We start from the raw sequence: 14219 nt of genomic DNA on the forward strand, positions 1-14219 counted from the left end.
GATTAAGTCCGGCGAAAGCGCCGCTCAAATCCCAAATTCAGCGGCGAATGCCCTTACCCTGACACCCGTGACCAGTCAACCCAATGAATCGCACTGGCGACGGCCCGACGATTCCGCTGCGCAGACCCAGGTCCGTCCGGCTCCAGCAAGTCTGGTCGACCCGGAAGACGACCTGCCGTCAGCCAACTATGCAGGCGATTTCGAGACCACAACGATCCCCCACTACAGCTCGGGCAACGACGCAAGCAATTCTCGTCAGGTGGGGCCCGGCTTCGGCCTTGGCGGCCAGGAACCGTTGCCATATATCGAGCCGCAATCCAGCGCCCGACACTCGGCATTCGGGCAAGACGAGATCGACATCGACGAGGACGACGAGCGGGTCCGCGCCGCCGGCCGGCGCGGCACCCAAAATCTTGGTCTATTGCTGTTGCGGGTGGCGCTGGGCGCGGTGCTCATCGCGCATGGCCTCCAGAAGCTCTTCGGCTGGTGGGGCGGGGAGGGCCTGACCGTATTCAAGAACTCGCTGTCCGACGCCGGCTACCAACACGCCGACATCTTGACCTATGTGGGCTCCGGCGGCGAGCTCGTCGCCGGGGTGCTGCTGGTGTTGGGTTTGTTCACGCCGCTGGCCGCCGCTGGCGCGCTGGCCTATCTGATCAACGGCTCGCTTGCCGACATGTCGGCGCAGTCCCAGCCGAGGTCCTTCCGCTTTTTCTTCCCGGGCGGACATGAATACGAACTGATGCTGATCCTCGTCGCCGCCGCGGTCATCCTCATCGGTCCGGGCCGCTACGGCTTCGACGCCGGCCGCGGCTGGGCCCGGCGGCCGTTCATCGGCTCGTTCGCAGCGCTGGTTGTGGGTGTCGGCGCGGGTGTCGCTGTCTGGGTGTTGCTCAACGGCGCCAATCCTCTGCAGTAAAAGCCGCGTCCGTCACGCGTAGGGGTTGGGCACCCGCCCCGCGCTGGCTTCGGTCAACAGTGGCAGGGTCGCGAAGCTGACCGCGGGCAAGCGCAGCTCGTCGCCGCTCTTGAGCTGCGCCCGCGCCCACAAACCGCGACTGAACCGCAGCCCGTCGATGTCGTCCCAAGCCACCCTCCGGCTGCCGAGCAGTGTTCGCGCGGTAACGCCGTCGTGGTCGGCGAGCGTGCGCAGGCGGACGATCAACGCCGAAAGCAGCACGGGAATCGCCAGCAGCGGCGCGGTCACCGGCCACGTCAGCACCGGGATGAGCAGCCCAAGTGTGAAGAATCCGACGGCGAAGTGTGCCATCGGCGAGACCTTGATCACGACGGGCGGCGCAGGCGGGGTTTGCTCCGACGAACCGGTAGCCATCCCTGCATCATCGCACCGATCGCCGGCCCTAATTCGCATCGACTGTGCGCCTAGGGTGAGCGTCTCGGCGTGTCCTCGCCCTCAGCGCACACCGGACCCCCTAGACGCACACTGCTGAAAAGCGGTACTCGCATAGGGAGGCGGATTTGACGGCTGACCTGTGCGGAGACTACCGTCGAACGCTGTGGATATGCCTGCAAAGCCCAGAATGCTCGTAGTACTTGGTCGGCGCGTTGGTGGCTGACTAGCTCAGGCGGACCTGGCTTTCAAGGGCATCAACGCGCAACCCTCGTGCAGCAGCTGAGCTGGCGGGGGTTTTTTGTTGCCCACCCACCGTTCGGGATGCCGAGCACCACAGCAAAACGATGACAACAGGATCGAAGAGGACACTAGTGAGCGCACCCACCACCCCGTGGGCTTCCAAGGCCGAGCCGCAGGCCGCCAACGGCGCGCCGAACACGCGGAAATCAGCATCGCCCGGGGTTCAATCGAAAACTGTTGGGCCGCAACAGCTTATCGGAGCACAGTCGGTGATCCGATCGTTGGAGCAACTTGACGTAGAGGTCATCTTCGGCATTCCCGGCGGTGCTGTGCTGCCGGTATACGACCCGCTGTTCGACTCACAGAAGCTGCGCCACGTGCTGGTGCGCCACGAGCAGGGGGCGGGCCATGCCGCCAGCGGCTATGCGCACGCCACCGGCAGGGTCGGGGTGTGCATGGCCACGTCTGGTCCCGGAGCCACCAACTTGGTCACCCCGCTCGCTGATGCGCAGATGGACTCCATTCCGGTAGTGGCCATCACCGGTCAGGTGGGGCGTTCGCTGATCGGCACCGACGCCTTCCAGGAGGCCGACATCTCCGGCATCACCATGCCGATCACCAAGCACAATTTCCTGGTCCGCAGCGGCGACGACATCCCGCAGGTGCTGGCCGAGGCCTTCCACATCGCGTCCACCGGCCGTCCCGGCGCGGTACTTGTCGATATCCCCAAGGACGTGCTGCAGGGCCAGTGCACGTTCAGCTGGCCGCCGCGGCTGGATCTTCCGGGCTACAAACCCACCACCAGACCGCACAACCGGCAGCTGCGCGAGGCCGCCAAGCTGATCGGGGCCGCGCGCAAGCCAGTGCTCTACGTCGGCGGAGGCGTCATCCGCGGTGACGCCACCGAGCAGCTGCGTGAGCTGGCCGAGCTGACCGGCATCCCTGTGGTCACCACACTGATGGCGCGCGGGGCGTTCCCCGATAGCCATCCCCAGCACCTCGGGATGCCGGGCATGCACGGCACCGTCACGGCGGTGGCCGCGCTGCAGCGCAGCGACCTGCTGATCGCGTTGGGCACCCGCTTCGACGACCGGGTCACCGGAAAGCTCGACTCGTTCGCCCCTGAGGCCAAGGTCATCCACGCCGACATCGACCCGGCCGAGATCGGCAAAAACCGCCACGCCGACGTGCCGATCGTCGGCGACGTCAAGGCTGTCATCACCGATCTGATCGCCGCACTACGCCAGCAGGACACCGGCGGCGCCCTCGTCCTCGACGACTGGTGGCAGTACCTGCGCGGTGTGCAAGACACCTACCCGCTGAGCTACGGGCCGCAGAGCGACGGCAGCCTGAGCCCGGAGTACGTGATCGAAACGCTGGGTAAGATCGCCGGGCCGGACGCCGTCTACGTCGCCGGGGTGGGCCAGCACCAGATGTGGGCCGCGCAGTTCATCTCGTTCGAGAAGCCGCGCACCTGGCTCAACTCCGGTGGTCTGGGCACCATGGGTTTCGCGATCCCGGCGGCGATGGGCGCCAAGATCGCGCGCCCGGACGCCGAGGTGTGGGCGGTCGACGGCGACGGCTGCTTCCAGATGACCAACCAGGAGCTGGCCACCTGCGCGGTCGAGGGAGCGCCGATCAAGGTCGCGCTGATCAACAACGGCAGCCTGGGCATGGTGCGGCAATGGCAGTCGCTGTTTTACGCCGAGCGCTATTCGCAGACCGACCTGGCCACCCACTCGCACCGCATCCCGGACTTCGTCAAGCTGGCCGAGGCACTGGGCTGCGTCGGGTTGCGTTGCGAGCGGGAAGACGACGTGGTCGACGTGATCAAGGCGGCCCGCGCCGTCAACGACCGCCCGGTGGTGATCGACTTCATCGTCGGCGCCGACGCACAAGTGTGGCCGATGGTTGCAGCCGGCACCAGCAACGACGAGATCCAGGCTGCGCGCGGCATTCGCCCACTCTTCGACGACCCCAACGAAGGGCACGCGTGATGAGTTCTACGACGCATACGCTTTCGGTGCTCGTCGAAGACAAACCGGGTGTGCTCGCACGGGTCGCGGCGCTGTTCTCGCGGCGCGGCTTCAACATCGAGTCGCTTGCCGTGGGCGCCACCGAGCAGAAGAACATGTCGCGGATGACCATCGTCGTCGCCGCCGAAGACACTCCGCTCGAGCAGATCACCAAGCAACTCAACAAGTTGATCAACGTCATCAAAATCGTCGAGCAAGACGACGGCAACTCGGTGTCGCGGGAGCTGGCATTGATCAAGGTGCGAGCCGATGCCGGCACCCGCAGTCAAGTCAGTGAAGCAGCAAACCTGTTCCGCGCCAAAATAATTGACGTCTCTCCGGAGTCGCTGACCATCGAGGCCACCGGGACACCGGCCAAGCTCGAAGCGTTGCTGCGCGTGCTGGAGCCGTTCGGTGTTCGCGAGATTGTCCAGTCCGGTTTGGTGTCGTTGTCTCGCGGTCCACGCGGTATGGGCGGACCCAAGTAACAACTAAGGAGAAACACGTGGCAGTGCAGATGTTCTACGACGTCGACGCCGATTTGTCGATCATCGCCGGCCGCAAGGTCGGTGTCATTGGCTATGGAAGCCAAGGGCATGCGCACTCGCTGAGCCTGCGCGACTCGGGCGTCGAGGTTCGCGTCGGCTTGAAGGAAGGCTCGAAGTCGAGGGCCAAGGTTGCTGAGCAGGGGCTGCAGGTCGACACCCCGGCCGGGGTCGCCAAGTGGGCCGACGTCATCATGCTGTTAGCGCCTGACACTGCACAGCCGGAGATCTTCGCAGGCGACATCGAACCCAACCTGCAGCCGGGCGACGCGCTGTTTTTCGGTCACGGGCTCAACATCCATTTCGGGCTGATCAAACCGGCGCCGGACATCACGGTCGCGATGGTGGCGCCGAAGGGTCCCGGGCATCTGGTGCGGCGGCAGTTTGTCGACGGCAAGGGTGTGCCGTGTCTGGTTGCCGTGGCGCAGGACCCGGGCGGCGACGGCTTGGCGCTGGCACTGTCGTACGCAAAGGCCATCGGCGGTACGAGGGCCGGTGTCATCAAGACCACGTTCAAAGACGAGACCGAAACCGACCTGTTCGGCGAGCAGACGGTATTGTGCGGCGGCACAGAGGAATTGGTCAAGGCAGGCTTTGACGTGATGGTCGAAGCGGGCTATCCCCCGGAACTGGCCTACTTTGAAGTGCTGCACGAGCTGAAGTTGATCGTCGACTTGATGTACGAAGGCGGCATCGGCCGGATGTACTACTCGGTCTCCGACACCGCCGAGTTCGGCGGCTACCTGTCGGGTCCACGGGTGATCGACGCCGGCACCAAGGAGCGCATGCGCGAAATCCTGCGGGAAATCCAGGACGGCAGCTTCGTGAAAAAACTGGTCGCCGACGTCGAGAACGGCGGCAAGCAGCTGGCCGAACTGCGCAAGCAAAACGCCGAGCACCCCATCGAAGTCACCGGCAAGAAGCTGCGCGGGTTGATGAGCTGGGTCGACCGGCCGATCACCGAAACGGCGTAATCCATTGCGGCGAGATCGACGTCAGCGCGGCCGTTCTCGGCGGGTCGTGACGCTGGCGTCGATGTCGCGGTCAGCGGCCCTCCCGAGGCCTATTAGGCTGGCCGGGTGAGCTTGCCTGTTGTATTGATCGCCGACAAACTGGCCGAGTCCACCGTGGCTGCGTTGGGCGATCAGGTCGAAGTCCGCTGGGTCGACGGTCCCGATCGGGAGAAACTGTTGGCGGCTGTGCCCGAGGCCGATGCGCTGCTGGTGCGATCGGCCACCACCGTCGACGCCGAAGTGCTGGCCGCGGCCCCCAAGCTGAAGATCGTGGCGCGCGCCGGGGTGGGGCTGGACAACGTCGACGTCGAGGCCGCCACCGCGCGCGGCGTTCTGGTTGTTAACGCGCCGACCTCCAACATCCACAGCGCCGCTGAGCATGCGCTGGCGTTGCTGCTGGCCGCGGCCCGCCAAATCCCCGCGGCCGACGCCTCGCTGCGCGCCCACGAATGGAAGCGCTCGTCGTTTTCCGGCACCGAGATCTTCGGCAAGACGGTCGGGATTGTCGGGCTCGGCCGCATCGGGCAGTTGGTCGCCCAGCGGCTGGCTGCCTTCGGCGCTCAGCTGCTCGCCTACGACCCGTACGTGTCGCCGGCGCGTGCGGCCCAGCTCGGCATCGAACTGCTAAGCCTTGACGAGCTGCTGGCTCGGTCTGACTTCATCTCCGTGCATTTGCCCAAGACGCCCGAGACCGCGGGGCTGATCGACAAGGAGGCGCTGGCCAAGACCAAGCCCGGCGTGATTATCGTCAACGCCGCACGCGGCGGCCTCGTCGACGAGGAGGCGCTGGCCGACGCGGTGAGCAGTGGACACGTGCGGGCGGCAGGTATCGACGTGTTCGCCAAAGAGCCGTGTACCGACAGCCCGCTGTTCGAGCTGGCGCAGGTAGTGGTCACACCCCATCTCGGTGCCTCCACCGCAGAGGCGCAGGACCGCGCCGGCACCGATGTCGCCGAAAGCGTAAAGCTCGCGCTGGCAGGCGAATTCGTTCCCGACGCGGTCAACGTCGGCGCCGGGGCGGTCAGCGAGGAGGTGGCGCCGTGGCTGGACCTGGTGCGCAAACTCGGTGTGCTGGCCGGCGCCCTCGCCGACGAGCTGCCGGTGTCGCTGTCGGTGCAGGCGCGCGGTGAGCTAGCCAGCGAGGACGTCGAGGTGCTGCGGCTGTCAGCCCTGCGGGGCTTGTTCTCGGCAGTCATCGAAGAGCCGGTGACGTTCGTCAACGCCCCAGCGATCGCCGAAGAACGCGGAGTCGCCGCCGACATCAGCACGGCCACCGAAAGTCCCAACCACCGCAGCGTCGTCGACGTACGAGCGGTCGGTGCCGACGGCTCCGTCGCCAACGTCGCCGGCACTCTGTCCGGGCCGCAGCTGGTGGAAAAGATCGTGCAGATCAACGGTCGCAACTTCGATCTGCGCGCCGAGGGCATCAACCTGATCATCAACTACATCGACCGGCCCGGAGCGCTGGGCAAGATCGGCACCTTGCTGGGTGCGGCGGGGGTCAACATCCACGCCGCACAACTGTCCGAGGACGCCGAAGGCCCCAGCGCGACAATCCTGTTGCGGCTGGACCGTGAGGTGCCCGACGATGTTCGGTCAGCCATTTCCGCGGCTGTCGACGCCAACAAACTCGAGGTGGTCGACCTCTCGTGAAACTGGCGGTTATCGCCGGCGACGGGATCGGTCCCGAGGTGGTGACCGAAGCTGTCAAGGTCCTCGACGCGGTGCTGCCCAATGTGGAGAAGACCAGCTATGACTTGGGCGCGCGCCGCTTCCACGCCACCGGGGAAGTGCTGCCGGACTCGGTGCTCGGCGAATTGCGGGCGCATGACGCGATCTTGCTGGGCGCGATCGGCGATCCGTCGGTGCCCAGCGGTGTGCTGGAACGCGGTCTGCTGCTGCGGCTTCGCTTCGAACTCGACCACCACATCAACCTGCGACCGGCCCGGCTGTACCCCGGGGTGAACAGCCCGCTGAGCGGCAATCCCGAGATCGACTTCGTGGTGGTGCGCGAAGGCACCGAGGGCCCTTACACCGGTACCGGCGGCGCGATCCGAGTCGGCACCCCACATGAAGTAGCCACCGAGGTCAGCGTCAACACGGCTTTCGGGGTGCGCCGCGTCGTTCAAGACGCGTTCGAGCGCGCCCAGCACCGGCGCAAGCACCTGACCCTCGTGCACAAGACGAATGTGCTGACGTTCGCCGGCGCGCTGTGGTCCCGGACGGTGCAGGAGGTCGCCGGGAAGTACCCGGATGTCGAGGTGGCCTACCAGCACGTCGACGCGGCAACCATTCACCTGGTCACCGACCCGGCCCGATTCGACGTCGTCGTCACCGACAACCTGTTCGGCGACATCATCACCGACCTGGCAGCCGCGGTGTGCGGGGGAATCGGCTTGGCCGCCAGCGGCAATATCGACGCGACTGGTGCCAACCCCTCGATGTTCGAGCCGGTGCACGGCAGTGCACCCGATATCGCCGGTCAAGGCATTGCCGACCCGACTGCGGCGATCATGTCGGTGGCGCTGCTGCTCGCCCATCTCGGCGAAGACGCCGCCGCGGCACGCGTGGACCGGGCTGTCGCGGCCCATCTTTCAACTCGAGGGAACGCACGGCTCTCCACCGGCGAAGTCGGCGAACGGATTGCCGCCGCGCTCTAGTCTCTAGCCCCGGCGGGAGTACACCCACCGGCACCAGCGGCACCGCGACCAACGGGAACAGTCCGCAGACCACCCACCCGAGCGGATAGCCGGCCGCGGCGATAAGGGCACCGAAGATCGGCGGCCCCGCGGCCGCCGCAAGCCTCTGACTGGTGTTCTGGGTGCCCAGTGCGCGCCCGGTCCAGAACGGTCCGGCGAATTCGGTGATGGCGGTGGACGACAACCCGTTGTCGAGCACCGCGATCACCGAGGCGATCACCATGCAGGCCGCGGCGATTTCCGAGTTCAGATGATCGGTGAACCCCAACACGATCATGGTTATGGCCGCGGCGGCGGCGATCGTGCGCACCGGCCGCATCCGCGAACCGACGCGGTCAGACCATCGGCCCGCCAGGATCCGGCCTAATGCGCCGAGTAGCTGTGAGACGGTGACCAGCGCACCAGCCGCCCCGACCGACCAGTGGTACTGGTTGATCAACCAGACCAGCATGAACGTCACGGTCACCGTCTGCGGCATCATCAGCAGCGCCGAGACCGCGTGGATTCGCCATAGCACCCATGAGCCGCGATACGGGCTGGTCAGCTCTTCGGCGGTGGCCGTCGCTCGGGGCTTCCGCGGCGGGTCGAGGACGCCGAGTGCGCATGCGATCCCCGACAACATGCAAATCACCGCGGGAAACATCATCGCCGCGGAGAACCCGTGTTCCGCGAGCTCGGGAATGACCGCGGCCCCCAGCGCGATTCCCAACGGCTGGGCGGTCTGCCGGACGCCCATCGCCACGCCGCGCCGCTGCGGCGGGAACCAACCGGTCACCAGCCGTCCGGTGGCCGAATTGGCGCCGGCTGCAGCCATGCCGCCGAGGAACAGAAACACGCCCACCACGACCAACGAGTGGACCGACGCGGCGGCGAACGCTGCGGTCGCCGTCAGCCCCGAGCCCAGCCTGAGCACGATCCGCTCGCCGGCGCGGTCCACCACGTAGCCCCAGGCAATGAGCGTTACCACCATGCCCCAGCTCGGCATCGACGACAACAGACTGGCTTGGGCCAGCGTGATGTCCCGGTCGGTTTCCAGCTCAGGGATCATGAACGCGACGCCGTTGATAAAGAGGAAAGACGACAACGTCGCTATCGATGCAATAACCAACATCGACCAGCGCGCCCCGGTGCTGACCGATTCCGTCGGCATCAGCCCATGGTTTCACATGGGTTTCAGATGCTGCGATTGCGAAACTCACCGACCTACCTTCCTCGTCGGGATGGTCACCGCGCGGTAGGGGTATGGCAGGCGGCGGGGCTTGTTGGGTGACGACCTGCTGCGCCCGGCTTCGCCGCGCTTGCAGTCGTCACTAGGTCGGGATGGTGACGACCTGCTGCGCCCGGCTTCGCCGCGCTTGCAGTCGTCACTAGGCTCTCACGAATGCGACTTGGTCGAATTGCCAGCCCCGACGGCGTCGCTTTTGTCAGCATCGAGGGTGATATCGGCGACTCCTCCGGGATGATCGCTCGCGAAATCGCCGAACACCCTTTCGGCACACCTACCTTCACCGGACGCTCGTGGCCACTCGCCGATGTGCGGCTGCTGGCCCCCATGCTGGCCAGCAAGGTGATATGCGTAGGCAAAAACTACGCCGCCCACGTCGCCGAGATGGGCGGCACCGCGCCGGCCGACCCGGTCATATTCATGAAGCCCAACACCGCCATCATCGGGCCGAATGTGCCAATCCGCTTGCCCGCCAACGCATCGCCGGTGCACTTCGAGGGTGAGCTAGCGGTGGTGATCAGCCGGCCGTCCAAGGACGTGGCCGCTGACCGCGCCGCCCAGAGTATCTTGGGCTACACCATCGGCAACGACGTGACGGCCCGCGATCAGCAGCAAGCCGACGGGCAATGGACCCGAGCCAAGGGGCACGACACCTTCTGCCCGGTCGGGCCGTGGATCGTCACCGATATCGACCCGGCCGACCTCGAGCTGCGCACAGACGTCAACGGCGAAGTCAAACAACGCAGCCGCACCTCGCTGATGATCCACGACATCGGCGCGATCGTGGAATGGGTGTCGGCAGTGATGACGTTATTGCCCGGCGACCTCATCCTGACCGGAACACCCGATGGGGTGGGTCCCATCGAGGACGGCGACACCGTCAGCGTGACGATCGAAAGCATCGGCACGCTCACCAATCCCGTTGTGCGAAAAGGAGCCTCATGAGCAGCGGTGTGCGGGTCCGATTCTGCCCGTCGCCCACGGGGATTCCTCATGTCGGGCTGATTCGCACCGCGTTATTCAACTGGGCCTATGCCCGGCACACCGGCGGCAGTTTCGTCTTTCGTATCGAAGATACCGATCCCGAACGCGACAGCGAGGAAAGCTATCTGGCACTGCTCGACGCGCTGCGCTGGCTCGGCTTGAACTGGGACGAGGGGCCCGAGATCGGTGGGCCCTACGGGCCGTACCGGCAATCGCAGCGCAAAGACATCTACCGCGAGGTTATCGACAGGCTGGTCGCGGCCGGCGAAGCTTATCAGGCATTTTCGACGCCCGAGGAGGTCGAGGCCCGCCACATCGCCGCCGGGCGCAACCCCAAATTGGGTTACGACAACTTCGACCGCAATCTCACCGATGCCCAACGGTCGGCGTATCTGGCGGAGGGTCGCAAACCGGTCATACGGTTGCGCATGCCAGACCAAGATCTCGGTTGGAACGATCTGGTGCGTGGGCCCACCGCCTTCGCGGCGGGCATGGTGCCCGATTTCGCCGTGACCCGGGCGACCGGTGATCCGTTGTACACATTGGTCAACCCGGTCGACGACGCCTTAATGAAGATCACCCATGTGCTGCGCGGGGAGGACCTGCTGCCGTCCACCCCGCGCCAGATCGCGCTCTATCAGGCACTGATCCGCGTCGGCGTTGCCGAGCGGATCCCTGAATTCGCGCACTTGCCAACGGTTTTAGGTGAGGGAACGCGAAAACTGTCGAAGCGCGACCCACAGTCGAATCTGTTCGCGCACCGAGATCGCGGCTTCATTCCCGAGGGGCTGCTGAATTACCTTGCGTTGCTGGGCTGGGCGATTTCCGGCGACCGCGACGTGTTCAGCCTCGAGGAGATGGTCGCGGCTTTCGACGTGGTGGACGTCAACCCCAACCCTGCCCGGTTCGACCAGAAGAAGGCCGACGCAATCAACGCCGAGCACATTCGGCTGCTCGATGCCGACGATTTCACCGCTCGGCTGCGCGACTACTTCGCTGTGCACGGGTATGACACCGGCCTGGATGATGCGGGATTCGCAGCCGCGGCCCACCTCGTGCAAACCCGAATCGTCGTATTGCGTGATGCATGGGCGCTGTTGAGGTTTTTCAACGACGACGAGTGCGCGATCGACCCGAAGGCCGCCGCCAAGGAGCTGGGACCGGATGCGGGGGTGGTGCTCGATGCCGCTGTGGCGGCACTCGGTGGCGTGACGGACTGGACCACAGCGCACATCGAGGCCGCGCTCAAGGCCGCGCTGGTGGAGAACCTGGCGCTGAAACCACGAAAAGCGTTCGGCCCTGTGCGGGTGGCCGTTACCGGAACATCGGTCAGCCCGCCGTTGTTCGAAGCCTTGGAGCTGCGGGGGCGCGAGCGCACCTTGCAGCGCCTGCGTGCGGCCCGCGACCGGTGCGGCTCAGGCGGCTAAGCTTTGGTAGTCTGCACGTCGGCCGCACCCGTGGCGAGCGGTTGGCCGCACGACGCTAGCTGGATCCGAAAATGGGTTCTGACCAGCGCTTTTAGGCAGCCAATGGGGTATGGTGTAATTGGCAACACAGCTGATTCTGGTTCAGCCGTTCTAGGTTCGAGTCCTGGTACCCCAGCAAGATATGCCCACCGCAAGCGGTTAGGCGGGCATGCCGAGTTGGGTTATGCTGACTGCTCGGATCGGTTCTGGCCCCGTCGTCTAGCGGCCTAGGACGCCGCCCTCTCACGGCGGTAGCGTGGGTTCGAATCCCATCGGGGCTACTCATCCACTGGCGTCTGCCGGCGCTGCCTAGCCAGCGACAACACTGGGTGCGGTCGAGCCGCCGACCGGCATGTGCGGCAGTCCGAGTTTGCGATGGTCCCACGAGCGGGTGCGGCGTGTGACGATGCGCACAGCCACCCGCTTATGCATCATCTGGTCGACGGCTGGTTTGAACTCATCGCTGTAGGGGCCGGTGTAACGCTCCCAGACGCTGACACCGACGCGGAAGATGGCATCGGGATCCTCGACGATCTCGGCGATGCCCTCGAGGGACACCCCGCGCAGTGTGTCGTAGGTGTCGCCGTCCTCGATCAGGAAGCTCACCCGCGGGTCGCGCCTGAGATTGACCGCCTTTTGCGACTTGGCTTTGGTCTCCAGCCAGATCTCGCCGTCGACCACGCCGTACCACATCGCGGTCAGGTGCGGCTGGCCACTGGGTCCGATGGTGGCCAGCGTGCCCGTGCGGCTGCGGGCGACAAAATCGGCGATCTCGGCCTCCGACATGACAATCTGCGCGCGCTGATTGGCTCCCATGGCGTCAGTCTGTCAGTTCGTGATTTCAGGGCTGCGCCCACACCGGCGAATTCGATTCTGCGACGACGGCATCGAGCGTGCGCTGAGGGCAAGAATTGGGCCTTGATCTCGCCGTAGCCGCACGGTCGACGCCGTAGACGCGCAGTCGACGCCGTAGACGCGCAGTCGACGCCGTGGACGCACAGTCGACGCCGCAGCCGCGCAGTCGAGGACGCTGAAGGGAAGCGTCAAAGGCGCCGAGTGATGGCATCGGCTGCAGCCAATAAGTCGGCAGCCCAACGCGCGCCGGGCTGGCGGCCCATCCGATCGATCGGTCCGGACACCGAAATAGCGGCGATCACCGCTCCGCCGGCATCCCGCACCGGTGCCGAGACACTGGCCACGCCGGGCTCGCGTTCGGCAACGCTTTGCGCCCATCCGCGCCGCAGCACATCCGCTAGCGCGCGCCCGCTGAACTTTGCGGCCGGCAGGATGGCTTGCTGGGTTGCCGCGTCGCTGTACGCCAGCAGCACCTTGGCGCCCGATCCCGCCGTCATCGGCAACCGCGCGCCAACGGGAACCGTGTCCCGAAGGCCGGCAGGTGGTTCCAGCGCGGCTATACAAATTCGCCAAATGCCGTCGCGACGGTACAGCTGCACGCTTTCGCCGGTGATTTCCCGCAGTTGCGCCAGCACCGCGGGGCTGGCGGCCAGCAGCGGGTCGTTGACATTGGCCGCCAATTCACTGACCGCGGGACCGAGCCGCCAGCGGCCCTCACCATCGCGAGCCAGTAGACGATGCACCTCGAGGCCGGCTGCCAATCGGTGCGCGGTAGCCCTAGGCATTCCAGTCCGGTCGCACAGTTCGGCCAAACCGCACGGAGATTCCGCGATCGCGTACAACACACCCACGGCTTTGTCGAGCACTCCAATGCCGCTATCATGTCTCATATACAGATATTAGCGTCTCACATTGTGAGAAGACGATCAGATCGGTCGGCCAGGCGAAAACCAGAGAATCGAGGCAAGCATGTCAGTTCCGCGCACGTTGGCGCAGAAAGTATGGGACGACCATGTTGTGGCGTCCGGTGATGGCGACGGCCCAGACCTCATCTACATCGACCTGCATCTCGTGCACGAGGTCACCAGTCCGCAGGCCTTCGACGGACTGCGGCTGGCCGGCCGTCGGGTGCGGCGGCCCGACTTGACGCTTGCCACCGAGGATCACAACGTGCCGACCGTCGACATCGATAAACCAATTGCCGACCCGGTGTCGCGCACCCAGGTCGAAACGCTGCGGCGCAACTGCGCCGAATTCGGCATCCGCTTGCACCCGATGGGTGATATCGAGCAGGGAATCGTGCATGTGGTGGGACCGCAGTTGGGCCTCACACAGCCGGGAATGACGATCGTCTGCGGCGACAGCCACACTTCGACCCACGGCGCTTTCGGTGCGCTGGCGATGGGAATCGGCACCTCCGAGGTCGAACACGTGCTGGCGACTCAAACGCTGCCGCTGCGGCCGTTCAAGACGATGGCAGTCAACGTCGAGGGTCAGCTGCCTGCCGGAGTAACCGCCAAGGACGTCATTTTGGCGTTGATCGCCAAAATCGGCACCGGCGGCGGACAGGGGCATGTCATCGAATACCGGGGCAGTGCCATCGAATCGATGTCTATGGAAGGCCGGATGACGATCTGCAATATGAGTATCGAAGCCGGCGCGCGTGCGGGCATGGTGGCGCCGGATGAGATCACCTACGAATTCTTGCGGGGCCGCCCGCACGCGCCGCCGAGTACGCAGTGGGCTGGCGCAGTGGGGGTTTGGAATCCGCTGCGCACCGACCCCGGCGCCGAGTTCGACACCGAGGTCCACCTGGACGCGGC

General features: G+C 65.6%; 12 protein-coding genes, 2 tRNA genes and 1 pseudogene. 11 read left to right on the top strand and 4 right to left on the bottom strand.

Annotation, left to right across the window (positions count from 1 at the left end):
- Positions 1-67: 67 nt before the first annotated feature.
- The gene (locus ACFE99_RS04765; protein ID WP_375482910.1) at positions 68-919 is read left to right on the top strand and encodes a DoxX family protein; all 852 of its coding nucleotides are present in this window, start codon (positions 68-70) and stop codon (positions 917-919) included.
- A gap of 12 nt (positions 920-931) precedes the next feature.
- On the opposite strand, the gene ACFE99_RS04770 is transcribed toward ACFE99_RS04765, so the two are convergent.
- Complete coding sequence (locus ACFE99_RS04770; protein WP_375482912.1) at positions 932-1333, bottom strand: PH domain-containing protein; 402 nt, start codon at positions 1331-1333, stop codon at positions 932-934.
- Positions 1334-1725: 392 nt separating this feature from the next.
- Here ACFE99_RS04770 and ACFE99_RS04775 point away from each other — a divergent pair, with 392 nt between their 5' ends.
- The 5 genes from ACFE99_RS04775 to ACFE99_RS04795 all read left to right on the top strand — a co-directional run bounded on the left by ACFE99_RS04775 (position 1726) and on the right by ACFE99_RS04795 (position 7827).
- Positions 1726-3591: an acetolactate synthase large subunit gene (locus tag ACFE99_RS04775; protein ID WP_375482914.1), complete on the top strand. Its 1866-nt coding sequence runs from the start codon at positions 1726-1728 to the stop codon at positions 3589-3591.
- On the top strand, positions 3591-4097 hold the full coding sequence (gene ilvN / locus ACFE99_RS04780) for an acetolactate synthase small subunit (RefSeq protein WP_375482917.1): 507 nt from the start codon (positions 3591-3593) through the stop codon (positions 4095-4097). The genes ACFE99_RS04775 and ilvN overlap by 1 nt, the downstream gene beginning before the upstream one ends.
- Before the next feature lie 29 nt (positions 4098-4126).
- A complete protein-coding gene (gene ilvC, locus ACFE99_RS04785; RefSeq protein ID WP_375482935.1) occupies positions 4127-5128 on the top strand; it encodes a ketol-acid reductoisomerase in 1002 nt (333 codons plus the stop codon).
- A gap of 105 nt (positions 5129-5233) precedes the next feature.
- Positions 5234-6820 carry a phosphoglycerate dehydrogenase gene (serA, locus tag ACFE99_RS04790; RefSeq protein WP_375482919.1) on the top strand — a complete coding sequence of 529 codons (1587 nt, stop codon included), beginning with the start codon at positions 5234-5236 and terminating at the stop codon, positions 6818-6820.
- Positions 6817-7827 carry a 3-isopropylmalate dehydrogenase gene (locus ACFE99_RS04795; RefSeq protein ID WP_375482921.1) on the top strand — a complete coding sequence of 337 codons (1011 nt, stop codon included), beginning with the start codon at positions 6817-6819 and terminating at the stop codon, positions 7825-7827. Before serA ends, ACFE99_RS04795 begins: the two co-directional genes overlap by 4 nt.
- 133 nt (positions 7828-7960) lie before the next feature.
- Here the strand turns inward: ACFE99_RS04795 and ACFE99_RS04800 are convergent.
- Positions 7961-9016, bottom strand: a pseudogene (locus ACFE99_RS04800) (MFS transporter); the annotation flags it as partial.
- Positions 9017-9247: 231 nt separating this feature from the next.
- Here ACFE99_RS04800 and ACFE99_RS04805 point away from each other — a divergent pair.
- The 4 genes from ACFE99_RS04805 (at position 9248) to ACFE99_RS04820 (ending at position 11822) form a co-directional block, all read left to right on the top strand.
- The gene (locus tag ACFE99_RS04805) at positions 9248-10036 is read left to right on the top strand and encodes a fumarylacetoacetate hydrolase family protein (RefSeq protein WP_375482923.1); all 789 of its coding nucleotides are present in this window, start codon (positions 9248-9250) and stop codon (positions 10034-10036) included.
- Positions 10033-11502: a glutamate--tRNA ligase gene (gene gltX, locus ACFE99_RS04810; protein ID WP_375482925.1), complete on the top strand. Its 1470-nt coding sequence runs from the start codon at positions 10033-10035 to the stop codon at positions 11500-11502. Before ACFE99_RS04805 ends, gltX begins: the two co-directional genes overlap by 4 nt.
- A gap of 103 nt (positions 11503-11605) precedes the next feature.
- Positions 11606-11677: transfer RNA gene (locus ACFE99_RS04815), tRNA-Gln, on the top strand.
- A 72-nt stretch (positions 11678-11749) separates the two neighbouring features.
- Positions 11750-11822 (top strand) — tRNA-Glu (locus ACFE99_RS04820).
- A 28-nt stretch (positions 11823-11850) separates the two neighbouring features.
- Here ACFE99_RS04820 and ACFE99_RS04825 read toward each other — a convergent pair.
- Both ACFE99_RS04825 and ACFE99_RS04830 read right to left on the bottom strand, forming a co-directional pair.
- The gene (locus tag ACFE99_RS04825) at positions 11851-12357 is read right to left on the bottom strand and encodes a PPOX class F420-dependent oxidoreductase (protein ID WP_375482927.1); all 507 of its coding nucleotides are present in this window, start codon (positions 12355-12357) and stop codon (positions 11851-11853) included.
- Between the two features lie 227 nt (positions 12358-12584).
- Complete coding sequence (locus ACFE99_RS04830) at positions 12585-13286, bottom strand: IclR family transcriptional regulator (protein WP_375482929.1); 702 nt, start codon at positions 13284-13286, stop codon at positions 12585-12587.
- A 79-nt stretch (positions 13287-13365) separates the two neighbouring features.
- On the opposite strand from ACFE99_RS04830, the gene ACFE99_RS04835 reads away from it, so the two are divergent.
- A partial coding sequence (locus tag ACFE99_RS04835; protein WP_375482931.1) for an aconitase family protein occupies positions 13366-14219 on the top strand: 854 nt, incomplete at its 3' end.

It is taken from the genome of uncultured Mycobacterium sp., assembly GCF_964249325.1.
Lineage (GTDB): Bacteria > Actinomycetota > Actinomycetes > Mycobacteriales > Mycobacteriaceae > Mycobacterium.